The sequence below is a fragment of the Serratia surfactantfaciens genome, from assembly GCF_001642805.2.
Classification (GTDB): Bacteria; Pseudomonadota; Gammaproteobacteria; order Enterobacterales; family Enterobacteriaceae; genus Serratia; species Serratia surfactantfaciens.
In genome coordinates this window covers 4,460,485-4,483,941 of sequence record NZ_CP016948.1, presented here as the reverse complement: position 1 = coordinate 4,483,941, position 23,457 = coordinate 4,460,485, and the positions used below count along the sequence as shown (strand labels likewise).

21 protein-coding genes are annotated in these 23,457 nt (G+C 60.4%); 11 read left to right on the top strand and 10 right to left on the bottom strand.

Translation table 11 applies throughout. From position 1 onward, the window contains the following. Nucleotides 1–4: 4 nt before the first annotated feature. Both ATE40_RS20975 and ghrB read left to right on the top strand, forming a co-directional pair. Nucleotides 5–1,273 (top strand): MFS transporter, encoded by a 1,269-nt coding sequence (locus ATE40_RS20975; RefSeq protein WP_063918272.1) that lies wholly within the window; start codon nt 5–7, stop codon nt 1,271–1,273. Between the two features lie 73 nt (nt 1,274–1,346). Next, nucleotides 1,347–2,324 (top strand): glyoxylate/hydroxypyruvate reductase GhrB, encoded by a 978-nt coding sequence (ghrB, locus tag ATE40_RS20970; RefSeq protein WP_063918273.1) that lies wholly within the window; start codon nt 1,347–1,349, stop codon nt 2,322–2,324. A gap of 1 nt (nt 2,325) precedes the next feature. Here ghrB and ATE40_RS24900 read toward each other — a convergent pair whose 3' ends face one another. Next, complete coding sequence (locus ATE40_RS24900; RefSeq protein WP_019455508.1) at nt 2,326–2,478, bottom strand: hypothetical protein; 153 nt, start codon at nt 2,476–2,478, stop codon at nt 2,326–2,328. Between the two features lie 196 nt (nt 2,479–2,674). Between ATE40_RS24900 and ATE40_RS20965 the strand changes: the two genes are divergently transcribed. Beyond that, nucleotides 2,675–4,738 carry an alpha-amylase gene (locus ATE40_RS20965; RefSeq protein WP_063918274.1) on the top strand — a complete coding sequence of 688 codons (2,064 nt, stop codon included), beginning with the start codon at nt 2,675–2,677 and terminating at the stop codon, nt 4,736–4,738. Nucleotides 4,739–4,873: 135 nt separating this feature from the next. Further along, nucleotides 4,874–6,127 (top strand): valine--pyruvate transaminase, encoded by a 1,254-nt coding sequence (locus tag ATE40_RS20960; protein ID WP_063918275.1) that lies wholly within the window; start codon nt 4,874–4,876, stop codon nt 6,125–6,127. A gap of 42 nt (nt 6,128–6,169) precedes the next feature. Here the strand turns inward: ATE40_RS20960 and ATE40_RS20955 are convergent, their stop codons facing one another. The 3 genes from ATE40_RS20955 to ibpA all read right to left on the bottom strand — a co-directional run bounded on the left by ATE40_RS20955 (nt 6,170) and on the right by ibpA (nt 8,944). Continuing rightward, nucleotides 6,170–7,828 (bottom strand): putative transporter, encoded by a 1,659-nt coding sequence (locus ATE40_RS20955; RefSeq protein ID WP_019455505.1) that lies wholly within the window; start codon nt 7,826–7,828, stop codon nt 6,170–6,172. A gap of 167 nt (nt 7,829–7,995) precedes the next feature. Further along, nucleotides 7,996–8,424 carry a small heat shock chaperone IbpB gene (gene ibpB, locus ATE40_RS20950; protein ID WP_019455504.1) on the bottom strand — a complete coding sequence of 143 codons (429 nt, stop codon included), beginning with the start codon at nt 8,422–8,424 and terminating at the stop codon, nt 7,996–7,998. Nucleotides 8,425–8,530: 106 nt separating this feature from the next. Next, the gene (ibpA, locus tag ATE40_RS20945; protein WP_004933919.1) at nt 8,531–8,944 is read right to left on the bottom strand and encodes a small heat shock chaperone IbpA; all 414 of its coding nucleotides are present in this window, start codon (nt 8,942–8,944) and stop codon (nt 8,531–8,533) included. 309 nt (nt 8,945–9,253) lie between these two features. Between ibpA and ATE40_RS20940 the strand changes: the two genes are divergently transcribed. After that, a complete protein-coding gene (locus ATE40_RS20940) occupies nt 9,254–9,601 on the top strand; it encodes a YceK/YidQ family lipoprotein (RefSeq protein ID WP_019455503.1) in 348 nt (115 codons plus the stop codon). A 30-nt stretch (nt 9,602–9,631) separates the two neighbouring features. Here ATE40_RS20940 and ATE40_RS20935 read toward each other — a convergent pair whose 3' ends face one another. Further along, nucleotides 9,632–10,912, bottom strand: a complete 1,281-nt coding sequence (locus ATE40_RS20935) for a YidR family protein (protein ID WP_019455502.1) — start codon at nt 10,910–10,912, stop codon at nt 9,632–9,634. A 478-nt stretch (nt 10,913–11,390) separates the two neighbouring features. Between ATE40_RS20935 and ATE40_RS20930 the strand changes: the two genes are divergently transcribed. Next, nucleotides 11,391–12,359 carry a threonine/serine dehydratase gene (locus tag ATE40_RS20930; RefSeq protein ID WP_063918276.1) on the top strand — a complete coding sequence of 323 codons (969 nt, stop codon included), beginning with the start codon at nt 11,391–11,393 and terminating at the stop codon, nt 12,357–12,359. After that, the gene (locus ATE40_RS20925) at nt 12,346–13,287 is read left to right on the top strand and encodes an ornithine cyclodeaminase family protein (RefSeq protein ID WP_063918277.1); all 942 of its coding nucleotides are present in this window, start codon (nt 12,346–12,348) and stop codon (nt 13,285–13,287) included. The genes ATE40_RS20930 and ATE40_RS20925 overlap by 14 nt, the downstream gene beginning before the upstream one ends. Nucleotides 13,288–13,312: 25 nt before the next feature. Here the strand turns inward: ATE40_RS20925 and yidA are convergent, their stop codons facing one another. The 5 genes from yidA to dnaA form a co-directional block, all read right to left on the bottom strand. Next, on the bottom strand, nt 13,313–14,128 hold the full coding sequence (gene yidA, locus ATE40_RS20920) for a sugar-phosphatase (RefSeq protein ID WP_063918278.1): 816 nt from the start codon (nt 14,126–14,128) through the stop codon (nt 13,313–13,315). Nucleotides 14,129–14,252: 124 nt separating this feature from the next. Beyond that, nucleotides 14,253–16,667 carry a DNA topoisomerase (ATP-hydrolyzing) subunit B gene (gyrB, locus tag ATE40_RS20915; protein WP_049200580.1) on the bottom strand — a complete coding sequence of 805 codons (2,415 nt, stop codon included), beginning with the start codon at nt 16,665–16,667 and terminating at the stop codon, nt 14,253–14,255. A gap of 18 nt (nt 16,668–16,685) precedes the next feature. Continuing rightward, nucleotides 16,686–17,771: a DNA replication/repair protein RecF gene (gene recF / locus ATE40_RS20910; RefSeq protein ID WP_004933895.1), complete on the bottom strand. Its 1,086-nt coding sequence runs from the start codon at nt 17,769–17,771 to the stop codon at nt 16,686–16,688. A 45-nt stretch (nt 17,772–17,816) separates the two neighbouring features. Further along, nucleotides 17,817–18,917, bottom strand: coding sequence for a DNA polymerase III subunit beta (dnaN, locus tag ATE40_RS20905; protein WP_004933892.1), 1,101 nt, complete (start codon nt 18,915–18,917; stop codon nt 17,817–17,819). Between the two features lie 4 nt (nt 18,918–18,921). Continuing rightward, nucleotides 18,922–20,316, bottom strand: a complete 1,395-nt coding sequence (dnaA, locus tag ATE40_RS20900) for a chromosomal replication initiator protein DnaA (protein WP_004933889.1) — start codon at nt 20,314–20,316, stop codon at nt 18,922–18,924. Nucleotides 20,317–20,998: 682 nt separating this feature from the next. Between dnaA and rpmH the strand changes: the two genes are divergently transcribed. The 4 genes from rpmH to yidC are packed head-to-tail and all read left to right on the top strand — an operon-like array spanning nt 20,999 to nt 23,377. Continuing rightward, the gene (gene rpmH / locus ATE40_RS24405; RefSeq protein ID WP_000831330.1) at nt 20,999–21,139 is read left to right on the top strand and encodes a 50S ribosomal protein L34; all 141 of its coding nucleotides are present in this window, start codon (nt 20,999–21,001) and stop codon (nt 21,137–21,139) included. Between the two features lie 17 nt (nt 21,140–21,156). After that, a complete protein-coding gene (rnpA, locus tag ATE40_RS20895) occupies nt 21,157–21,516 on the top strand; it encodes a ribonuclease P protein component (RefSeq protein WP_004933883.1) in 360 nt (119 codons plus the stop codon). Beyond that, complete coding sequence (yidD, locus tag ATE40_RS24400; RefSeq protein ID WP_004933881.1) at nt 21,480–21,737, top strand: membrane protein insertion efficiency factor YidD; 258 nt, start codon at nt 21,480–21,482, stop codon at nt 21,735–21,737. Before rnpA ends, yidD begins: the two co-directional genes overlap by 37 nt. 2 nt (nt 21,738–21,739) lie before the next feature. Next, nucleotides 21,740–23,377: a membrane protein insertase YidC gene (gene yidC / locus ATE40_RS20890; RefSeq protein ID WP_019455493.1), complete on the top strand. Its 1,638-nt coding sequence runs from the start codon at nt 21,740–21,742 to the stop codon at nt 23,375–23,377. Nucleotides 23,378–23,457: the final 80 nt, after the last annotated feature.

The window sequence follows — 23,457 nt, the reverse complement described above, 5'->3', positions numbered from 1 at the left end:
GAACATGAACAAAGCGACTGTCGCGGCCAAACGCTGGTGGTACATCATGCCCATCGTGTTTATCACCTACAGCCTGGCCTATCTCGATCGCGCCAACTTCAGCTTCGCCTCCGCCGCCGGCATCAATGAAGATCTCGGCATCACCAAAGGCATGGCCTCGCTGCTGGGCGCGCTGTTTTTCCTCGGTTATTTCTTCTTCCAAATTCCCGGCGCCATCTACGCCGAACGCCGCAGCGTCAAAAAACTGATCTTCTGGTGCCTGATCCTGTGGGGCGGCTGCGCCTCGCTGACCGGCGTAGTCAGCAATATCCCGATGCTGGCCGCCATTCGCTTTATCCTCGGCGTGGTGGAGGCGGCGGTGATGCCGGCGATGCTGATCTACATCAGCAACTGGTTCACCAAATCGGAGCGGTCACGCGCCAATACCTTCCTGATCCTCGGCAACCCGGTGACGGTGCTGTGGATGTCGGTGGTGTCCGGCTACCTGATCCACGCCTTCGGCTGGCGCGAAATGTTCATCATCGAGGGCATTCCGGCGGTCATCTGGGCGTTCTGCTGGTGGGTGCTGGCGAAAGACAAACCGGCGCAGGCCGGCTGGCTGAGCGCCGATGAGAAACGGGCGCTGCAACAGCAGCTGGACGAAGAGCAGAAGGGCATCAAGGCCGTGCGCAACTACGGCGAAGCCTTCCGCTCGCGCAACGTGATCCTGCTGTGCGTGCAGTACTTCGCCTGGAGCATCGGCGTGTATGGCTTCGTGCTGTGGCTGCCTTCCATCCTGCGCAGCGGCATGCAGATGGGCATGGTGGAAGCCGGCTGGCTGTCGGCGGTACCTTACCTGGCGGCGACCATCGCCATGATCGTGGTCTCCTGGGCGTCGGACAAAATGCAAAACCGCAAGCTGTTCGTCTGGCCGCTGCTGCTGATCGGCGCGCTGGCGTTCTTCGGTTCTTACGCCGTCGGCACCAACCACTTCTGGATCTCCTACGGCCTGCTGGTGGTCGCCGGCGCCGCGATGTACGCCCCTTACGGGCCGTTCTTCGCCATCATTCCGGAAATGCTGCCGAAAAACGTCGCCGGCGGCGCCATGGCGCTGATCAACAGCATGGGCGCACTGGGTTCGTTCTTCGGTTCCTGGTTCGTCGGCTATCTGAATGGCGCCACCGGCAGCCCGGCGGCCTCTTACATGTTTATGGCCATCGCACTGGTGGTGGCGGTGGTGCTGACGCTGATCGTCAAACCCGCCCGCAACGAGATCCAGCCGCAATTGGCTTGATCCGGTTATACTTTTTATCTGTTAACCCAACCGGGGGGGCGCCAGGCCCCCTTTGGCCCAGCTGGAGTTCGTGATGAAGCCTTCTATCGTATTGTACAAAAGCCTGCCTGCCGACCTGCGTGAACGCCTGGAACAGCACTTCACCGTGCACGCCTTCAACGGCCTGCAGCCGGAGAACCGCGACGAACTGCGCCAGGCGCTGCAGCAGGCCGAAGGGATCATCGGTTCCGGCGGTAAAATTGACGAAGCCTTCCTGCAGCAGGCGCCCAAACTGCGCGCGGCCTCGACCGTTTCCGTCGGCTACGACAACTTCGACGTCGAGGCGCTCAACGCGCATAACGTGCTGCTGATGCACACCCCGACGGTGCTGACCGAAACCGTCGCCGACACCATCATGAGCCTGGTGCTGGCGACCGCGCGCCGGGTGGTGGAAGTGGCCGAACGGGTCAAGGCCGGCGAATGGCGCGGCAGCATCGGGCCAGACTGGTTCGGCGTCGACGTGCACCACAAAACCATCGGCATCCTCGGCATGGGCCGCATCGGCCTGGCGCTGGCGCAGCGCGCGCACTTCGGCTTCGGCATGCCGGTGCTGTACAACGCCCGCCGCACGCACGAAGAGGCGGAACAGCGCTTCAACGCGCGCCGCTGCGATCTGGATACCCTGCTGGCCGAGTCGGATTTCGTTTGCATCACGCTGCCGCTGACCGAGCAAACCTTCCACATGATCGGCCGCGATCAGCTGGCGAAGATGAAGAAAAGCGGCATTCTGATCAACGCCGGCCGCGGGCCGGTGGTGGATGAGCAGGCGCTGATCGAAGCGCTGCAAAACGGCGTGATCCACGCCGCCGGGTTGGACGTGTTCGAGAAAGAGCCGCTGCCGGCCAACTCGCCGCTGCTCAGCATGCCGAACGTGGTGGCGTTGCCGCACATCGGCTCCGCCACCCATGAAACGCGCTACGGCATGGCCGCCTGCGCGGTGGATAACTTGATCGCCGCATTGACCGGCACGGTGAAAGAAAACTGCGTCAACCCGCAGCTGTTGCAGAAATAACTTAGCGCGGCCGGTGGTCTGCGGATAACCGGCCGTGTTGCTCTTCCTGCTGCGGCGCGAACAGCGCCTGCAGCTGATGTTCTTCGGCGAAGTGCTGCAATTCGGCATCCTGAATTGCCTGAACGATCTCTTCTCGCCAGTTTTTGTCCGTCATCGCTAACCTCCTTTGATGTTCATCGTTTAATCTGCCGCAGCGCACGCGCAAAGCCAAGCCGAATCAATCCGAAAACGCTCCGCCCTCCCTCTCCTCCCCGAAAAAAAACCGCAGGGAGGAGGCCGTTTTTTCACCGTTTGCCACACTGGGCGCTACCCTGCGACAAAAACGCTTCCTGCCGCGCGTAAGGAGAGCCATGAAACTGTTACCCCTGCCCTTGTTGATGCTGTTGTCGCCAGCAGCGCTAGCCGCCTGGACGCTGCCCGGCTTTCCGGCCTTCGACGAAACCGCCGCCGGGCTGTTCATCAGCCAGGCCCCGCTGCCTAAAGGCCAGCGGCCGCTGCAGCTGTATCAGGACAACCAATGCTGGCAGCCGGCCGAGGCGGTGAAGCTTAACCAGACGCTGTCGCTGCAGCCCTGCGGCGTCAACCCGCCGGTCAGCTGGCGGCAGTTCCGCGCCGGCGACTATCAGGCGCACATCGACACCCGCAGCGGTACCCCCACGCTGCGGCTCAGCCTGCGCAGCGCGCCGGAAAGCGCCGCCGTTGCCGTCCGCAGCTGCCCGCGCTGGGACGGCAAGCCGGTCACGGTCGACGTCGCCTCGACCTTCGCCGAAGGCGAAACGCTGCGCGATTTCTATTCCGGCCAAACGGCGCAGGTGAGCCAGGGTAAAATCACGCTGCAGCCCGCCGCCGTCAGCGGCGGCTTGTTGCTGCTGGAATCCGCCGCCACCACTAAACCGGCGGCGTTCAGCTGGCATAACGCCACGGTTTATTTCGTGCTGACCGACCGCTTTGAGAACGGCAATCCCGCCAATGACCACAGCTACGGGCGCCGCAGCGACGGCCTGCAGGAGATCGGCACCTTTCACGGCGGCGATCTGGCTGGCCTGACGCAGAAGCTGGATTATCTGCAGCAACTCGGCGTCAACGCCTTGTGGATTAGCTCGCCGCTGGAGCAGATCCACGGCTGGGTCGGCGGCGGCGCCAAGGGCGACTTCCCGCATTACGCCTATCACGGCTATTACGCGCTGGACTGGACCCGCCTCGACGCCAACATGGGCACCGAACAGGAGCTGCGCACGCTGGTCGAGCAGGCGCATCAGCGCGGCATTCGAATTCTGTTCGACGTGGTAGTGAACCACGTCGGCTACGCCACGCTGGCGGATATGCAGACGTTTCACTTCGGCTCGCTGTATCTGCAGGGCACGGAGGTGGAAAGCATCCTGGGGAAAAACTGGGGCGACTGGCGTCCTAGGCCGGGGCAAAACTGGCACAGCTTCAACGACTACATCAACTTCAGCGACAAGGCGGGCTGGCGCCAATGGTGGGGGAAAAACTGGATCCGCACCGATATCGGCGACTATGACGCGCCGGGCTATGATGATCTGACGATGTCGCTGGCCTTCTTGCCGGACATCAAAACCGAAGCGCCCGGCGCCAGCGGCCTGCCGCTGTTCTACCGCCATAAGCCCGACACCGCCGCACACGATATCCCCGGTGCCACTACCCGCGATTACCTGACCGTCTGGCTCAGCCAGTGGGTGCGTGATTACGGCATCGACGGTTTCCGCGTCGATACCGCCAAACACGTGGAAAAACCGACGCTGGCGCTGTTGAAGCAACGCGCCACGGCGGCGCTGGCGGCGTGGAAAGCGGAACACCCGCAGCAGGCGCTGGATGACGCACCGTTCTGGATGACCGGCGAAGCCTGGGGGCACGGGGTGATGAAAAGCGACTATTACCAGAACGGTTTCGACGCGATGATCAACTTCGACTTCCAGGACCAGGCGTCACTGGCGTTGGGCTGCTTTGCCGACATCGACGCCACCTACCGGCAGATGGCCGAGCGGCTGCAGGATTTCAACGTGCTGAGCTACCTCTCGTCGCACGACACCCGGCTGTTCTTCGCCGACGATGCCAAAGGCTCGCTGTCGCGGCAACAGCGGGCTGCGAACCTGCTGCTGCTGGCGCCGGGCGCGGTGCAGATTTACTACGGCGACGAAAGCGGCCGCCCGCTCGGCCCGACCGGTTCCGATCCGCTGCAGGGCACCCGCTCCGACATGAACTGGCGCGAACTGCAGGGGGAGAAAGCTCCGTTGCTGGCCCACTGGCAGCGGCTGGGGCAGTTTCGCGCCCGCCACCCGGCGATCGGCGGCGGCGTGCAAATCCCGCAGCCGCACGCCGCTTACTATGCCTTCAGCCGCCGGCTCGGCGACGATAAGGTGATGATAGTGTGGGCCGGCGAACGGTCACAATAATTCAGCGTAATATGCTACCAATAGACCATTGAGTAAAACTTATGCCCAGTGGTCTATTTTTCGGCCGCATTGCAGCGGGATTTATCTGGCGGTATGGTGGGTGATTACCTGCTAAAAAACAGTACTGCTGCACCTATGACTTTCTCACTTTTCGGCGACAAATTTACCCGTTATGCGGGCATCACCCGTTTGATGGACGATCTGAACGAAGGCCTGCGCACCCCCGGTGCCATCATGCTCGGCGGCGGCAACCCCGCGCAGATCCCAGAGATGGAAGCCTACTTCAAACAGCTGTGCCAGGAGATGCTCGATCAGGGCAAACTGACCGAAGCGCTGTGCAACTACGACGGCCCGCAAGGCAAGGACGCGCTGCTGAAAGCGCTGGCCAATCTGCTGCGCGACGAGCTCGGCTGGGAGATCTCGCCACAGAATATTGCACTGACTAACGGCAGTCAGAGCGCGTTTTTCTACTTGTTCAACCTGTTCGCCGGCCGCTACGCCGACGGTTCACGCCGCCGCGTGCTGTTCCCGCTGGCGCCGGAATATATCGGCTATGCCGACGCCGGGCTGGACGAAGGGCTGTTCGTCTCCGCTAAACCGAACATCGAGCTGCTGCCGGAAGGCCAGTTCAAATATCACGTTGATTTCGAGCACCTGAATATCGGCGATGACATCGGCATGATCTGTGTTTCGCGGCCGACCAACCCAACCGGCAACGTGATCACCGACGAAGAGCTGATAAAGCTCGATCGGTTGGCGCAACAGCGCGATATCCCGCTGGTGATCGACAACGCCTACGGCGTGCCTTTCCCCGGCATCATCTTCAGCGACGCCACGCCGCTGTGGAACCCGAACACCATCCTGTGCATGAGCCTGTCCAAGCTCGGCCTGCCGGGCTCGCGCTGCGGCATCGTAATCGCCGACGAGAAGGTGATCACCGCGCTGACCAACATGAACGGCATCATCAGCCTGTCGCCGGGCAGCATGGGGCCGGCGATGGCGACGGAAATGATCGAGCGCGGCGACCTGCTGCGCCTGTCTAACGAGGTGATTCGCCCGTTCTACAAACAGCGCGTCGAACACACCATCGAGATTATCCGCCGCTACCTGTCGCCGGAACGCTGCCTGATCCACAAACCGGAAGGGGCTATCTTCCTCTGGCTGTGGTTCAAGGATCTGCCGATCACTACCGAGGTGCTGTATCAGCGCCTGAAAAAGCGCGGCGTGCTGATGGTGCCGGGCCACTACTTCTTCCCGGGGCTGGAGCACGACTGGCCACATACCCACCAGTGCATGCGCATGAACTACGTGCCCGACCCGGAGAAAATCGAGCGCGGCGTGGCTATTCTGGCGGAAGAGATCGAACGCGCGCATCAGGAAGCGAACTAAGATCAATCCATCGGGGCGCCACCACGGCGCCCTTCTTGTGGATTACAGCGTCCAGAACAGCACCGCCAGCAGCTGCGGCGACATGATGCGCAGGAACATCGCCAGCGGATAAACGGTGGCGTAAGACAGCGCGGCGGCGCCGCTGGTCGGGTGCAGGCCGTTGGCGAAGGCCAGCGCCGGCGGATCGGTCATCGACCCCGCCAACATGCCGGACAGCGTCAGGTAGTTCATCTTGCCCACCGTGCGCGCCAGAATACCGACGCTCAGCAGCGGAATGGCGGTGATCAACGCGCCGTATCCCACCCACGTCAGCCCCTCGCCGTGCAGCAACGTCTCGATGAAGTTGCCGCCCGACTTCAACCCGACTACCGCCAGAAACAGCACGATGCCCAGTTCGCGCAGCGCCAGGTTGGCGCTCGGCGGCATAAACCAGTACAGCTTGCCGATACTGCCGATGCGCCCCAGGATCAGCGCCGCCACCAGCGGCCCGCCGGCCAGCCCCAGCCGCAATGCCGCCGGGAAGCCGGGCACGAACAGCGGAATGGAACCGAGCAGCACCCCGAGGCCGATACCGATAAACACCGGCAGCATCTGCACCTGCTGCAGTTTTTGTTGGGCGTTGCCGACGATTGCCGTCACCGCGTCGATGGCCTCCGGCCGACCGACCAGGTTGAGGATGTCGCCGAACTGCAGCGTCACGTTGCTGCCGGCCACCAGCTCGACGCCGGCGCGGTTGAGGCGTGAAATCACCACGTCATACTTTTGCTTCAGGTTCAGATCGCGGATTTTTTTACCCAGCACCTGCTCGTTGGTCACCACCGCCCTCACCACCTGCAGCGCGGTGCCGCGCGTCGAGAGCGACGCGTCTACCTCTTCGCCGATCACCAACCGGGCATTCTCCAGGTCTTCGCGCTTGCCCACCAAATGCAGGTAGTCGCCAAGCTCCAGCCGCTCGTGCGGCGCCGGCACCATCAGCAGCTCCCCGCGCTTGAGGCGTGAACAGACGATCGCTTCACCGTTGAGCAGCGGCACCTGCTTGATCGCCATGCCCTGCAGATTGGGATTGCGTACCGCCACGTTCATGGCGTGCAGCAGCTCGCGCTGATTGCCCAGGCTGCTTTCAAACGCCTGCGCCTCGCGCTCGATATTGATGCGGAAAAACAGTCGGATCAGCCACATCACCAGCAGAATGCCGCAAATGCCGAACGGATAGGCCATGGCGTAGCCCATGCCCATGCCGTCCACCAACGCCGGATCGGAGCCGAGATCGGTCAGAATCTGTTGGCCGGCGCCCAACGCCGGGGTGTTGGTGACCGCGCCGGAGAACACGCCGAGGATGATCGGCAGCGGCACGTCGAACAGCTTATGTACCGCCGCCGCCACTACGCCGCCGGTCAGCACCAGCAGCACCGCGAAGGCGTTAAGCCGCAAACCGGAGACGCGCAGCGAAGAGAAGAAACCGGGGCCGACCTGAATGCCGATGGTATAGACGAACAGGATCAGGCCAAACTCCTGGATAAAGTGCAGCATGTCGCCGTTCAGGCTGATTTGCCCACTCTGGGCGAAGTGCCCGACCAGAATGCCGCCGAACAGCACGCCGCCGATGCCCAACCCGACGCCGTACAGCTTCCAGTTCCCCATCCACAGCCCAATGACGGCCGCCAGCGCCAACATGCTGACGGTCAGGGCGATATCGCTCATAGGTCACATCCTTGCCAAAGTTGAACAATGGGTTTGCGGCCAAAGACACACAATTAACAAGGATTATGACATCGGGCTGACGGGGGGTCTGTGGCGTGCGCCACATAACGCAGCGGGGGAGATCCGTCTGGATCTCCCCCGCATGATGATGACCGTTTTTCAGTCGGTTATTTGGCTTCCAGCTCCGGCGTCGCGCCGATGGTGATGCGCTGCGGCTGCAAGGCTTCCGGCACCTGACGCACCAGATCGATGTGCAACAGGCCATTTTCAAATTTGGCCTCGGACACCTGCAGATGCTCCGCCAGAGTGAAGGTCAACTGGAACTCTTTGCACACCAGGCCCTGATGCAGGTATTCGACCTGTTTTTCCGGCGGTGTGGGTTTACCGCTGACGGTCAAGCGCGGCCCTTCCACTTCGATATTCAGTTCGCTCTGCCGAAAACCGGCCAGCGCCAGAGAAATGCGGTAGTGATTGTCATCGCTTTTCTCGATGTTATACGGCGGGAACCCCTGAGGCTCCTGGCCCCCCATTGAGCTGGCCAATTTATCAAAACCAATCCATTGACGCAGAAGCGGGGATAAATCGTAATTACGCATAGGAACAACTCCTTTCATTAAGCGAGATGTGTTTATTCAGCCCCCTGACGGCGGGCGTGTCATGACTGCATATTTACCGGCAGCGTAACTGCCGGCGAAACGGGAATTATTTAATTTCGATGCGGCGCGGTTTTAATGTTTCCGGCACGATGCGTTGCATGTCGATATACAGCAGGCCGTTCTCCAATTTGGCGCCTTTAATTTGAATATGTTCGGCCAGCTGGAATTTACGCTCGAAATTACGTTCGGCGATGCCCTGGTATAAATAGGTTTTCTCTGCCGGTTCATTATTGTGCGCCCCGCGCACGATCAGCAGATTATCTTGCGTGGTGATCTCCAGCTCCTGCTCGGCAAACCCGGCTACCGCGATAGCGATGCGATAATGATTTTCGTCCACCAGCTCGACATTATAAGGCGGATAACCGCCGTTGCCCTGGCTCTGGCCAGCCTCCAACGCGTTGAACAGGCGATCGAAACCAATGGCGGAACGGTATAGCGGGGAAAGATCAAAATTACGCATAAAACAGCCTCCTAAGGCACTTCAGCGAGGTTGAAATAAATACGCCTTCCATTCTGGACAGGCTAATTAAGCCAGAATCCCCTTACGGCGAATTCTCAATTCGGCTCTGATGATAAAATGGGGGTTGATTTCATCAATTCAACAGGCGAGGATCAAAAAAAGCTCATTCCGGTTAGGTGAAAGTTTTTTTACCACTTACACTAAAGTGAGAGAGCCGCCACAGAGCGGGATTTTGCTTCTTTTCAAGCAGCAACAGGATGTTATAAATCGGATTAATTAAGGGGCACAGCAACCCTGCAGGATGGATTAATGACGACGATGAAAGCGATAGCGACGGGCTGCATGCTGTTGGCGACCAGCGGTTGCTCCAGCGTGATGAGCCATACTGGCCCGAATCAGGGTTACTATCCCGGCACCCGCGCCAGCGTGGACATGCTGAAGGACGACAACACCAGTTGGGCGATGATGCCGCTGGTGGCGCTGGATCTGCCGTTCTCCGCGGTGATGGATACCGTACTGTTACCTTACGACTATCTGCGTTCCGGCGATGACGCCACCGCAGACTCGCCGAAAGCGCGTATCCTGCGCAGCGAGCAGCAGAATCTGGCGGCGACCGGCAATCCCGGCGAGGGTAACGACAGCGCCGCCACGCATTAATCACGCACGCTGCGGGCCGTCAGGCCCGCCTTACGCCTCAACCACGAAGATCTGGTTGAACCCCGCTATCTCACGCATAAACGCCACTTTCTTGCCATCCGGCGAAAATACCACGGCATCGCCCGACGGCGGCTGCGCGCTGCGCTGCGTCAAACGCTGCAGGCGGCCGCTGGCGACCTCGCACAGCATCACGCTGTTATCGCACACCAGCGCAATCGTCCCGCCCTGCGGGTGCCAGCTGAACGCCGACTGAATGTCATGCTCGCTGCGGCTCACCTGGCGCGGCTCGCCGCCATTCGGCGACACCGTCCACAGCTGCACCACGCCGCCGTCATCCTTCATCAAAAACGCGATCTGGCTGCCATCCGGCGAGCTGCGCAGCCAGTGGCGCGGCGCGCCGGCTACGCCCGGAAAACGGCGTTCCCCGGTAAAGGTCACCCGCCGTTGCCTGACGCCCAGCGGCGGCGCGGGCAGCTCGCTTTCCGTCCCCTGCAGCGGCAGAGCGCCCGCAGCGGCGTAGTCGGCGTCGTTTTCCGGCAGATCGACGATAAACACCTCCGGCAGCTTCTCGCCGGCGGCGGACAGCGTATCGCCGATGAACGCCAGCGCCCAACGCTGCCGGCTGCCGTCGGCCTTGCGGTAACCTTCGCGGCCAATCCAGCCTTCTTCGTAGGCGCGATTGATCTGATCGCTGCCCGGCTGCGGCTGCGGTACGGTCTCGCTGACCAGCACGCAATAGTGGCTGCCGTCATATTCGCGCGGGTGCTGTTTCGGCGGATTAACCCCGTGCAGCGGCACGGCCACGCCGACGTTGCGCAGATCGCGCGCCGGATCGCGTTCATGCATCACATGGTCGTTGTAGGTAAAGCTGAGGCGGCTGCCGTCCGGGCTGAAAACGTGCACATGGCTGCCGCCGCGCAGCGCGCCGGGCGTATAGGGCGCTGTGATATCCAGCGCGTCGAGGGTGATGGCCAACTCGCGATCCGGTTCGCTGACGATCACCCCGCGACGGTGGTGAAAATCATACTGCCAGGCGCTGTCCGGATGCTCCGGGCCATGGATGAATACATAGCGCGCCGGCGCATCGGGGCTGACCGTGACCACGCCGACGTGCGCGCCGTGCTGGGCGCGATACACCACTTCCACCGCGCCGCTGGCGACGTTGACCCGCTCGATGCTCAGGCCGGTGAAAGAGGCGCCGCGCGGGCGCACGTCATAAGCGAGCCATTGGCTGTCCGGCGTCCAGACGTTGATATTGGTTAACTGATGCCCGCGTGGGTCGAAAGTCAGTTGTTTTTCCCGATGGCTCATGACGGCTCTCCTGCGCATGCTGGCACTGAGCCGCCATCTTACCGGATCGACGGCGGCGTTTCACATAGCCAACAAGGGTAGCCCAAAGGGCTTTTTCGGTGCGGAATTACGCCAGACTTTTCCCCTGTCTTATCATTGAAGGCTATCGGCGGCACCGGCAGGAAATAAGCGCCCGATTAGCCGGCCATATGCCTGGCGGAGAAACTCAACGGCGCCAATGCGGTATAAGTGAATGAGACGAGCGCTATTTTTTCATTCTCATTTCCCTCATAAAAATAAGGCAGTGGCGGCGCCTTACTTAACGCAAATAAATAAAAGGTCATGCCACTAAGCGATAAATTAATGATTATTTTCACCGCAAACGCGATGCCGTTTCCCCTGCCTGGCCGGTTAGCCAGACGCCCGGGCGACGGGGTTTACAACCAATACAAAAAAGTACAAACTGGATTTTTAAGTCCAATAAAATTCTGGAGCCGGTATGAACCCCCTCTTCGATGCCATTGTTTCTGCCCATCAGCAACTGCGCCCTCAGGTGCGAGTCACGCCGTTGGAGCGCAGCGTGCTGCTTTCACAGCAGTTGGGCTGCGAGCTGTATCTGAAGTGCGATCATCTGCAGCACACCGGTTCCTTTAAATTTCGCGGCGCCAGCAACAAGCTGCGGCTACTGGATAGCGAACAACGCCGGCGCGGCGTGATCGCCGCCTCAACCGGCAACCACGGCCAGGCGGTCGCCCTAGCGGGGCAGCTGATGGGCGTTGGCGTCACGGTTTATGCGCCGGAGACGGCGGCGAGCATCAAGCTCGACACCATCCGCGCGCTGGGCGGCACCGTGGAACTGGTGCCGGGCGATGCGCTGAACGCCGAACTGGCGGGGGAACAAGCCGCACGCCAGCAGGGGAAAACCTATATCTCGCCGTATAACGACGAGCAGGTCATTGCCGGCCAGGGCACCTGTGGCATGGAGCTGGTTGAACAACTCGCCGATCTGGACGCGGTATTCGTGGCGGTGGGCGGCGGTGGCTATATCGCCGGCATCGGCACCGTTTTGCGGCAATTGTCGCCGAACACGCAGCTTATCGCCTGCTGGCCGGAAAACGCCACCAGCATGTACAGCGCGCTGGAAGCGGGCCATATCTTCCCGGTGGCAGAGCAAGAAACCTTGTCCGACGGCACCGCAGGCGGCGTCGAGCCGGGCGCCGTGACCTTTCCACTGTGCCAGCAGCTGATCGACCGTAAAGTGCTGGTCAGCGAGGCAGAGATCAAGCATGCGATGCGTCTGATTGCCGCCAGCGATCGGTGGATTATCGAAGGTGCGGCCGGCGTGGCACTGGCGGCGGCGATCAAACTGGCGCCAGAATACCAGGGGAAAAAGGTGGCGGTGGTGCTGTGCGGTAAAAACATCGTGCTGGAGAAATACCTCAAGGCCATCGCCGATGCGCATCCTTAACCGGCAGCAAATCCTCGCCGCGTTCGACGCCGAGGCCATTACGCCGCTGCTGAAGCAGGGGTTTATCGCCTACTCGCAGCGACGGGTGCAACAGCCGCCAGTGCAGCATTTCAAGTTCGATCGGGCCGCCGGCGACTGCTGCATCAAATCCGCCTGGCTGGAAGGCGACGAGCTGTTCGTGGTCAAAGTGTCCGCCGGTTTCTATCGCAACGCCGAGCACGGTCTGGCCAGCAATCAGGGGTTGATGATGGCGTTCTCCGCCCAGACCGGCGAGCCCCGCGCGCTGCTGCAGGATGAGGGGTGGTTGACCGCGCTGCGCACCGCTCTGGCCGGCCGCATCGCCGCCGAGCTATGCGCGCCGCCGCATATTCAGGCGATAGGCATGGTCGGTACCGGGCTGCAGGCACGGCTGCAGCTGCAGTGTCTGAAACCGGTGACCGATTGCCGCGAGGTATGGGTATGGGGCCGCAACGAACAGGCGCTGGCGGCGTATCGGCGCGATGCCGAAGCCGAGGGATTTCGGGTGTGGGTCACGCAGGATGCGGCGGAGCTGGCGGCGCACTGCCAGCTGATCGTGACCACCACGCCCAGCCGCGAACCGATCTTGCAGGCGGCAGATATCCGGCCCGGCACGCACATTAGCGCCGTGGGCGCCGACGCGCCCGGCAAGCAAGAGCTGGCGACCGATCTGGTGGCCAAGGCGGACACGCTGCTGGTCGATGCGCTGACGCAGTGTGCAGAATATGGCGAGATCGCGACGGCTTATCGGCAGAACAAGCTGACTTCAACGCCGATCGTCGAAATTGGCACCGCATTGGCGCAGGGTGAGCAGGTGCGAAGCGAGCCGCAGCACATCACCATCGCCGATCTTACCGGGCTGGCGATTCAGGATCTGCAGATCGCCAAAGGGGTGCTGGCGGCAATATAAAGGGGCGCCGCAGCGCCCCGTTTTCTCAGGCGTTGAGCACAAATTTCTCGATGGCGCGCGCCACGCCGTCTTCGGTATTGGCGCTGGTGACAAACTGCGCCACCGCTTTCAGCTCGGGAATGGCGTTGCCCATCGCCACGCCGACGCCGGCATATTCGATCATCGCCGTATCGTTGGCCTGATCCCCCAGCGTCATGATATTTTCCCGCGCCACGCCGAGGTGCTCGGCCAGCATTCTCACCCCGGCGCCCTTATCGACGTTCTTATGCAGGATCTCGAGGAAGTAAGGCGCGCTTTTGAGAATGGTGTAGCGCTCGCGCGTTTCCGCCGGGATGCGCGCAATGGCGCTGTCCAGCAGCTCCGGCTCGTCGATCATCATCACTTTCGGGAAACGCATCTGGCGATCCATCTCTTCCACGCTGCGGTATTTCAGCGGGATGCCGGTCATTGCCGCCTCGTGGATGGTGTACTTGCCGATGTCCTTGTTCGGGGTATAGAGGGTATCGAAATCAAACGCCTGGTAGTGAACGCCGAACTCGCGCGCCATCTGCTCGAAGTGCAGATAATCCTCGAAGCCCAGGGTTTCCTGCAGGATGCAGGCGCCGTCGGCCGCACGCAGCACCAGCGCGCCGTTGTAGGTGATGCAAAAATCGCCGGGGCCCTGAATGTCCAACTGGCGCAGATAGTCCTGCACGCCGACATAAGGCCGCCCGGTGGCCAGCACCACATGCACCCCTTTGCGCCGCGCCGCCGCGATAGCCTGCTTTACCGCCGGCGTGATTTGGTGCTGCGGATCCAGCAACGTGCCATCCATGTCGATCGCAATCAGTTCAATAGCCATTCAACGCTTCTCCCAGTGGTTTTTTTCCATGCTAACGCGTTTCAGCCTCGGCTGTCAGCGCCAAAAAAGGCGTAAAAAAATCCGCGCGGGTCGCCCGGCGCGGATTTTCACAGCCATTAACGCATCAGATATCGATGTTCGCCGCTTTCAGGGCGTTTTCTTCGATAAAGGCGCGACGCGGTTCAACCGCATCGCCCATCAGCGTGGTGAACAGCTGATCGGCGGCGATGGCGTCCTTGACGGTCACGCGCAGCATGCGGCGGCTTTCCGGATCCATGGTGGTTTCCCACAGCTGTTCCGGGTTCATCTCGCCCAGACCTTTATAACGCTGCACCGACAGACCGCGGCGCGACTCTTTCACCAGCCACTCCAGCGCCTGCTCGAAGCTGTCTACCGGCTGACGGCGTTCGCCACGCTCGATAAACGCACCCTCTTCGATCAGCCCGCGCAGCTTCTCGCCCAGCTGGCAGATCTTGCGGTATTCGCCGCCGTGGATGAAGTCGAAGTCCAGCTTATAATCGGTATCCACGCCGTGGGTGCGGATGCGCAGTGCCGGTTCGAACATCTGGCGTTCACGGTTCTCGAAGATCACGAAGTCATAGCTGCTGCCATGCTGTTCTTTGTCGTTCAGCGCCTGCACCAGCGAAGCGATCCAGGCTTTCACCTTGGCTTCATCGCTGAGATCGCCTTCGTTCAGCGTCGGCTGGTAGATCAGGCTGTTCAGCAGCGCGCGCGGGTAGCGGCGCTCCATGCGGCCGATCAGCTTCTGCACGCTATAGTGCTCAGCCACCAGTTTCTCCAGCTGCTCGCCGCCGAGCGCCGGCGCGCTGGCGTTGGTGTGTAGCGTAGCGCCGTCCATCGCGATGGCGATCTGGTACTGATCCATCGCCTCGTCATCTTTGATGTACTGCTCTTGCTTGCCTTTCTTCACCTTGTACAGCGGCGGCTGCGCGATGAACACGTGGCCGCGCTCGATGATTTCCGGCATCTGGCGGTAGAAGAAGGTCAACAGCAGCGTACGGATGTGCGAACCGTCGACGTCGGCATCGGTCATGATGATGATGCTGTGGTAACGCAGCTTGTCCGGGCTGTACTCGTCGCGGCCGATGCCGCAACCCAGCGCGGTGATCAGCGTCGCCACTTCCTGCGAAGAAAGCATTTTGTCGAAACGCGCTTTCTCGACGTTGAGGATTTTCCCCTTCAGCGGCAAGATAGCCTGGTTCTTGCGGTTACGCCCCTGCTTGGCAGAGCCGCCCGCGGAGTCCCCTTCCACCAGGTACAGTTCGGACAGCGCCGGATCGCGTTCCTGGCAGTCCGCCAGCTTGCCCGGCAGGCCGGCCAGATCCAGCGCGCCTTTGCGGCGGGTCATCTCACGCGCCTTACGCGCCGCTTCGCGCGCGCGCGCCGCGTCGATGATTTTGCCGACCACGATTTTCGCGTCGCCTGGATTCTCCATCAGGTAATCCACCAGCTTCTCGTTCATCAGCGTTTCAACCGCGGTTTTCACCTCGGAAGAGACCAGCTTGTCCTTGGTCTGAGAGGAGAACTTAGGATCCGGCACCTTCACCGACACTACGGCGATCAGGCCTTCACGCGCGTCATCGCCGGTGGCGCTGACCTTGGCCTTCTTGCTGTAGCCTTCCTTCTCCATGTAGCTGTTCAGCGTGCGGGTCATCGCGGTACGGAAACCGACCAGGTGCGTGCCGCCGTCGCGCTGCGGAATGTTGTTGGTGAAGCAGTAGATATTTTCCTGGAAACCGTCGTTCCACTGCAGCGCCACTTCCACGCCGATGTCATCTTTCACGGTGGAGAAGTAGAACACGTTCGGGTGGATCGGGGTTTTGTTCTTGTTCAGGTACTCGACAAACGCCTTGATGCCGCCTTCGTAATGGAAGTGGTCTTCACGGTCGGTGCGCTTGTCCTTCAGGCGGATAGACACGCCGGAGTTGAGGAAGGACAGCTCGCGCAGACGCTTGGCCAGAATGTCATACTCGAATTCGGTCACATTGGTGAAAGTCTGGTGGCTCGGCCAGAAACGCACCATGGTGCCGGTCTGTTCGGTTTCGCCCACCACGTTCAGCGGCGCCTGCGGCTCACCGTGACTGTAGGTTTGTTCGTGCACCTTGCCTTCGCGGCGGATCACCAGCTCCAGTTTCTCCGACAGGGCGTTAACCACCGAGACGCCCACGCCGTGCAGGCCGCCGGAAACTTTATAGGAGTTGTCGTCGAATTTACCGCCGGCGTGCAGCACGGTCATGATGACCTCTGCGGCTGAAACCCCTTCTTCCGGGTGAATGCCGGTCGGAATGCCGCGGCCGTCATCCTGCACCGATACCGAGTTGTCGGCATGGATGGTGACCTGAATGTCACTACAGTGGCCCGCGAGCGCTTCGTCGATAGCGTTGTCCACAACCTCGAATACCATGTGGTGCAGACCGGTGCCGTCATCGGTGTCGCCGATATACATGCCCGGGCGCTTGCGCACCGCATCCAGCCCTTTTAATACCTTGATACTTGAGGAGTCATAAGAATTCGACATCAACGTTTCTCGCTCATTTTAGTCCTGTGGTTGAACCTCTATTTTACCCTGTTCCACGCGGAACATCTTGCCCTTTTCACCGGCCATGTCGGTCACTTGTTCAGCGCTGACCGCGCTGACAAAAACCTGGGCCTGGGTGGCTTTCAGGCGATCGGCCAGCAACCGGCGACGGCCGGTGTCCAGCTCGGAGGCAAAATCATCAATCAGATACAGGCAACGCCGCCCGCTCTGCCGGGTGAGAAACTCACCCTGCGCCAAGCGCAACGCGCACATCAGCAGCTTAAGCTGACCGCGCGATAACAAATCCTCTACCGGCGTGCCGTCGGCACGAATGCGAAAGTCCGCTTTATGCGGCCCCACCGCGGTATAGGTCAACGCCCTGTCGCGCTCGAACTGGCGCTCCAGCAGCTCGCCATAGTCGCTCTCTTTGTCCCAGCCGCGCTGGAAGGAGAAGCTCAGGGCAAATTCAGGCAGAAACTGCGCGCAGGTCGCGGTGATATCCGCGGCGATCGCGTCGCTGTATTCCGCCCGCCATTCGCTGATACGCTCCGCGAGCGGGATCAGTTCCTGATCCCAGGCGCGGATCTGCGCATAGCGACTCACCTGGCGCAGCGCGGCATTGCGCTGCTTCAGTAACCGTTTCAGGTTGCTCCAGGCGGTGAAAAAACCGGGTTCGTTATGAAAACAGCCCCAGTCCAGGAAGGCGCGCCGGAATTTCGGCCCGCCGTTCAGCAGGGTAAAACCTTCGGGGGTGATCAGCTGCATGGGCAGCAGCTGCGCCAGCTCGGCCACCTTGTGGCCGTCGCTGCCATCGATGCGTACTTTGCTGTCACCCTGACGGCTCTTGCTCAATCCTACCGACAGCTCGCGCTCCGCGCCTTCGATGCGGCCGTGCAGCACGAACTCCGGTTGGTCGTGGCGGATCACCCGCCCGGCCTGCAGGCTGCGAAAGGCGCGGCCATGGCCGAGCGTATACACCGCTTCCAGCACGCTGGTCTTGCCGCTGCCGTTGGCGCCGACCAGGAAGTTGAATCCCGGCGCCAGCGCCAAATCCGCCGCCTCGATATTGCGGAAGTCTTTAATCAATAAACGCGTCAGAGCCATGCAATCTCTTTACCGATGACGGTGCTGTAATTCAAGGTAACGAGACTACAACCGCATTGGCATGACAACGTAGGCCGCCGCCTGGCTGGCGCCGTCTTCGATCTGCACGCTGGAGACCGAGTCGGTCAACAGCAGGCGCACGTCTTCACACTTGAGCGCGTTCAACACGTCCAGCACGTAGCTGACGTTGAAACCGATCTCCATCTCCGCGCCGTCGTAGCTGACGTCGAGGATCTCTTCCGCCTCTTCCTGCTCCGGGTTGTTGGCGGTGATCTTCAGCTGGTTCTGGCTGACGTACAGCCGCACGCCGCGGAATTTCTCGTTCGAGAGAATGGCCGCGCGGGCGAACGCCTGCTTGAGCAGATCGCAGCCGGCTTCCAGCGTTTTATCCGGGTTCTTCGGCAAGACGCGGCGATAGTCCGGGAAACGGCCGTCAACCAGCTTGGAGGTGAAGATGAAATCGCCGACGTGGGCGCGGATGTTGTTGCTGCCGATCTGCAGCTGCAGCAGCGAATCGCCGCCGTCCAGCAGACGCACCAGCTCCATCACCCCTTTACGCGGCACGATCACCGAATGCGACGGCAGCTGTTGGCCGATCGGCATCGAGCACACCGCCAGGCGGTGGCCGTCGGTCGCGACCGTGCGCAGCTCTTCGCCTTCGGTTTCAAACAGCATACCGTTCAGGTAGTAACGCACGTCCTGATGGGCCATCGAGAACTGGGTGGCTTCGATCAGGCGCTTCAGCGTCGCCTGCGGCAAGGTGAATTCCACCTCGCTCTGCCAGTCGTCCAGGTTCGGGAAGTCCGCCGCCGGCAGCGTGGAGAGCGAGAAACGGCTGCGGCCGGATCGCACCAGCATGCGCTCGCTTTCCAGCGTGACAGCGATCTCCGCCCCTTCCGGCAGGCCACGGCAGATATCAAAGAATTTGCGTGCGGGCACGGTGGTCGCGCCCGGCTCATGCGGCTGGGACAGGGCGACGCGCGCCACCATCTCCATCTCCAGATCGGTGCCGGTCAGCAGCAGGGAGCCTTCCGTCACCTGCAGCAGCAGGTTGCCCAGGATCGGCAAGGTCGGGCGGCCGCCCAGCGGGCTGCTCACCTGTTGCAGCGGTTTTAGCAGATGCTCACGTTCAACGATAAATTTCATAGCGCTATGAAGATAATGTTCTGATTAAATTGGAGAAATCTTCTTTGATGTCGTGACTTTCCTCACGCAGCTGCTCGATCTTCCGGCAGGCGTGCAACACCGTGGTATGGTCGCGGCCACCAAACGCATCGCCGATTTCCGGCAGGCTGTGGTTGGTGAGTTCCTTCGCCAGCGCCATCGCCATCTGGCGCGGGCGGGCAACGGATCGCGAACGCCGCTTGGACAGCAAATCCGCGACTTTAATCTTGTAATACTCCGCCACCGTCTTTTGAATATTGTCGATGGTGACCAGCTTTTCCTGCAGCGCCAGCAGATCGCGCAGCGCTTCGCGCACGAAATCAATGGTGATGGCCCGGCCGGTAAAGTTGGCGTTGGCGATCACGCGGTTCAGCGCCCCTTCGAGCTCACGCACGTTGGAACGCAGGCGCTTGGCGATGAAGAACGCCACTTCGCCCGGCAGGCGAATGTCGTTTTCGTCGGCCTTTTTCATCAGGATCGCCACGCGGGTTTCCAGCTCCGGCGGCTCGATCGCCACCGTCAGCCCCCAGCCGAAGCGGGACTTCAGACGATCTTCCACTCCGTTGATCTCTTTAGGGTAGCGATCCGAGGTCAGGATGATCTGCTGATTGCCTTCCAACAGGGCGTTAAAGGTATGGAAGAACTCTTCCTGCGAACGCTCCTTGTTGGCGAAGAATTGGATGTCATCGATCAGCAGCGCGTCGACCGAACGGTAGTAGCGCTTAAACTCTTCGATGGCATTGTTCTGCAACGCTTTGACCATGTCCTGCACGAAGCGTTCCGAGTGCATGTAGACCACTTTGGCGTTGGCCTTGCGCGCCATGATGCCGTTGCCGACCGCGTGCAGCAGGTGAGTTTTACCCAGGCCGGTGCCGCCATACAGGAACAAAGGGTTGTAGGCACCGCCCGGATTGTCCGCCACCTGGCGAGCCGCCGCGCGCGCCAGCTGGTTGGACTTACCCTCGACGAAGTTGTCGAAGGTGTGTTTAGGGTTGACGTTGGAGCGGTAAGAGAGCTCGGGCTGCGCCGCCGCGTTGTCCCAGCTCGGGCGCGAAGGCGCGGCCGTGCGCGCCGCCGGAGCCGCAGGAGCGCTGCTGACGCTGGCGGTCACGGTCTGGCTTATCACCTGCGTGATCGGCTTGCTGCCGACTTCAAAACGCAGCAAAGGCGCGTCCGTGCCGCAGAAATCATTCAGCAGACCATTGATGTTGTTTAAGTACTTATCGCGAACCCAATCCAGCACAAAACGGTTAGGCGCGTACAGCGCCAGGGTGTTGTCACTCAGTTCCGCCTGCAATGGGCGAATCCACATACTAAATTCTGTGGCAGGTAACTCATCCTGCAATCGGGCAAGACACTGCTGCCAAAGCGAAAGTGACACGGCGGACTCCACTCGAACAAGATCAATAAAGAAAAGAAACGGGCAACTTTTTTATAACTCATGATTTTTGACACATACCCGGCATCGGCTGTTTGCCTGTGGGGGATGCGAACCGCCTTTCACGGTTTGTGTCCCTCACGATCCCGGCATGAGGGATCGCGATCGGAATGACGGATCATAGCGCAATCCGCGCAAGAGATCCTCCCCTTCCTCACAGATTAGATCCATTTTATCCACAGGCCGCGGCCGGCGGCGATCTTTTCACCGCTGCGGCCGCACGACCGTGCAGATCCCGGCCGCTGCGCCGCGTTTTTTACATTGTCAACCGGTTATACCCTGTTATCCACGCCGGATCCTGGGATCGCGCGCAAAGGATCTCACGGGGATCCTTGCGATTTCACCCCGAGTCCGTATAATCTTCGCCCTACGTGTGATACCTGGTTCCTTATGGTGCGTCATTAGCCAGACAGGATTCTGCGGTGACCACGGGCCAAGACCGGATTTTGTTCCGTTATTGGCAGACAACCAGGTAGGCTGGCGCGATGCGAATTGACTCAGGACTGTACAATTATTACAATCCCGCTTCTTTATGTATTGCGATTGAGGCGTCGGTCATCTTCACGCCGAGTAGCCAAACGCGTTTACTGATCAGTAATTATTTTAAGTTTAGGTAGAAATCGCTATGAAACGCACTTTCCAACCGTCCGTATTGAAGCGCAACCGTAGCCACGGTTTCCGTGCTCGTATGGCCACCAAAAATGGTCGTCAAGTTCTGGCCCGCCGTCGTGCGAAAGGCCGTGCTCGTCTGACTGTTTCTAAGTAATAAAGCTAACCCGCTGAGTGGTTAAGCTCGCTTTTCCCAGGGAGTTACGTTTGTTAACTCCCACTCATTTCACTTTCGTCTTCCAGCAGCCACAACGGGCTGGCACGCCGCAAATCACCATCCTCGGCCGCCTGAACCAGCTGGGGCATCCCCGCATCGGTCTTACCGTCGCCAAAAAACACGTCAAACGCGCGCACGAGCGTAATCGGATCAAACGCCTAACCCGCGAAAGCTTCCGCCTGCGCCAGCACGAATTACCGGCGATGGATTTTGTCGTGGTGGCCAAAAAGGGGATAGCGGATTTGGATAACCGCGCGCTGACGGAAGCTTTGGATAAATTATGGCGTCGCCACTGTCGCCAGGCTCCCGCATCCTGATCGGGCTGGTGCGAGCCTATCAGCTCGTCATCAGTCCGCTGCTAGGGCCTCGTTGTCGCTTCCAGCCGACATGCTCTCATTACGCAATTGAGGCATTAAGCAGGTTTGGCATGATAAAAGGCAGTTGGTTAGCATTGAAACGCGTATTAAAATGCCACCCTTTGAACCCAGGTGGCGATGATCCGGTGCCGCCAAAAACCGACGATAACAGAGAACACTAACGATGGATTCGCAACGCAATCTTCTCCTCATCGCTCTGCTGTTCGTGTCTTTCATGATCTGGCAGGCATGGCAAACGGACAACGCTCCGCAGCCGGCCGCACAGACCACGCAACAGACTTCGAACGCAGTAGCCGGTGATGCCGCCAGCCAGGCCGTGCCAGCCAGTGGTCAGGGTAAGCTGATTACCGTGAACACCGACGTGCTGTCGCTGACCATCAACACCCGTGGTGGCGATATCGAGCAGGCTAAACTGTTGGCCTACCCGGATACTCTGGGTTCATCGACTCCGTTCCAACTGCTGGAAACCACCCCGTCGTTCGTCTATCAGGCGCAAAGCGGCCTGACCGGTAAAAACGGCCCGGACAACCCGGCCAACGGCGAACGCCCGCTGTATCAGGCGGCGCAAGACAGCTACACCCTGCCGGAAGGCCAGGACGAGCTGCGCATTCCGCTGACCTACACCGATAAAGACGGCGCGGTCTACACCAAGACCTTCGTGCTCAAACGCGATCACTATGCGGTCGGCGTGGATTACAGCATCGACAACAAAGGCGCGACGCCTCTGGAGCTGACCCTGTTCGGCCAGCTGAAGCAGACCACCGAATTGCCTAAGCACCGCGACACCGGCAGCAGCAACTTCGCGCTGCACACCTTCCGCGGCGCGGCGTACTCGTCCAGCGAAGACAAGTACCAGAAATACGCGTTCGACAAAGACGAAAACCTGAGCGTCACCACCAAAGACGGTTGGGTCGCGATGCTGCAACAGTACTTTGCCACCGCGTGGGTGCCGGCGACCAAGGGTGACAACACCTTCTACACCGCCAAACCGGGTGACAACCTGTCCACCATCGGCTTCAAATCTACGCCGGTCGTGGTGCAGCCTGGCGCTCAGCAACAGCTGAACGCCACCCTGTGGGTCGGTCCGGAGCTGCAGGACCAGATGGCCCAGCTGGCGCCGCACCTGGACCTGACCGTGGATTACGGTTGGCTGTGGTTTATCTCCCAGCCGCTGTTCAAACTGCTGAAGTTCATCCACGGCTTTATCGGCAACTGGGGCTTCTCCATCATCATCATCACCTTCATCGTGCGCGGCATCATGTACCCGCTGACCAAGGCGCAGTACACCTCGATGGCGAAAATGCGCATGCTGCAGCCGAAACTGCAGGCGATGCGCGAGCGTATCGGCGATGACAAACAGCGCATGAGCCAAGAGATGATGGCGCTGTACAAGGCGGAGAAAGTGAACCCGCTCGGCGGCTGTCTGCCGCTGATCATTCAGATGCCGATCTTCCTGGCGCTGTACTACATGCTGATGGGTTCGGTCGAGCTGCGCCACGCGCCGTTCGCTCTGTGGATCCATGACCTGTCGGCGCAAGACCCGTACTACATCCTGCCAATCCTGATGGGCGTGACGATGTTCTTCATTCAGAAGATGTCGCCGACCACCGTGACTGACCCGATGCAGCAGAAAATCATGACCTTCATGCCGGTGATCTTCACAGTGTTCTTCCTGTGGTTCCCGTCCGGTCTGGTGCTGTACTACATCGTCAGCAACCTGGTGACCATCCTGCAGCAGCAGCTGATTTACCGTGGTCTGGAAAAACGCGGTCTGCACAGCCGCGACAAGAAAAAAAGCTAAGCGTATTGTAGGGGTTCGGCGCGCCGACCCTTGCAGTCACACCAAAGGCGGTCATTAGACCGCCTTTTTGCATCTTAATC

Coding starts and splice junctions, on each gene's coding strand:
- ATE40_RS20960 (WP_063918275.1), top strand. CDS start 4,874: ATGACTTTCTCACTTTTCGGCGACAAATTTACCCGTTATGCGGGCATC.
- ATE40_RS24900 (WP_019455508.1), bottom strand. CDS start 2,478: ATGACGGACAAAAACTGGCGAGAAGAGATCGTTCAGGCAATTCAGGAT.
- ghrB (WP_063918273.1), top strand. CDS start 1,347: ATGAAGCCTTCTATCGTATTGTACAAAAGCCTGCCTGCCGACCTGCGT.
- yidD (WP_004933881.1), top strand. CDS start 21,480: ATGGCGTCGCCACTGTCGCCAGGCTCCCGCATCCTGATCGGGCTGGTG.
- rpmH (WP_000831330.1), top strand. CDS start 20,999: ATGAAACGCACTTTCCAACCGTCCGTATTGAAGCGCAACCGTAGCCAC.
- yidC (WP_019455493.1), top strand. CDS start 21,740: ATGGATTCGCAACGCAATCTTCTCCTCATCGCTCTGCTGTTCGTGTCT.
- ATE40_RS20925 (WP_063918277.1), top strand. CDS start 12,346: ATGCGCATCCTTAACCGGCAGCAAATCCTCGCCGCGTTCGACGCCGAG.
- ATE40_RS20940 (WP_019455503.1), top strand. CDS start 9,254: ATGACGACGATGAAAGCGATAGCGACGGGCTGCATGCTGTTGGCGACC.
- ibpA (WP_004933919.1), bottom strand. CDS start 8,944: ATGCGTAATTTTGATCTTTCCCCGCTATACCGTTCCGCCATTGGTTTC.
- gyrB (WP_049200580.1), bottom strand. CDS start 16,667: ATGTCGAATTCTTATGACTCCTCAAGTATCAAGGTATTAAAAGGGCTG.
- yidA (WP_063918278.1), bottom strand. CDS start 14,128: ATGGCTATTGAACTGATTGCGATCGACATGGATGGCACGTTGCTGGAT.
- ibpB (WP_019455504.1), bottom strand. CDS start 8,424: ATGCGTAATTACGATTTATCCCCGCTTCTGCGTCAATGGATTGGTTTT.
- ATE40_RS20955 (WP_019455505.1), bottom strand. CDS start 7,828: ATGAGCGATATCGCCCTGACCGTCAGCATGTTGGCGCTGGCGGCCGTC.
- recF (WP_004933895.1), bottom strand. CDS start 17,771: ATGGCTCTGACGCGTTTATTGATTAAAGACTTCCGCAATATCGAGGCG.
- dnaN (WP_004933892.1), bottom strand. CDS start 18,917: ATGAAATTTATCGTTGAACGTGAGCATCTGCTAAAACCGCTGCAACAG.
- ATE40_RS20975 (WP_063918272.1), top strand. CDS start 5: ATGAACAAAGCGACTGTCGCGGCCAAACGCTGGTGGTACATCATGCCC.
- ATE40_RS20965 (WP_063918274.1), top strand. CDS start 2,675: ATGAAACTGTTACCCCTGCCCTTGTTGATGCTGTTGTCGCCAGCAGCG.
- ATE40_RS20930 (WP_063918276.1), top strand. CDS start 11,391: ATGAACCCCCTCTTCGATGCCATTGTTTCTGCCCATCAGCAACTGCGC.
- ATE40_RS20935 (WP_019455502.1), bottom strand. CDS start 10,912: ATGAGCCATCGGGAAAAACAACTGACTTTCGACCCACGCGGGCATCAG.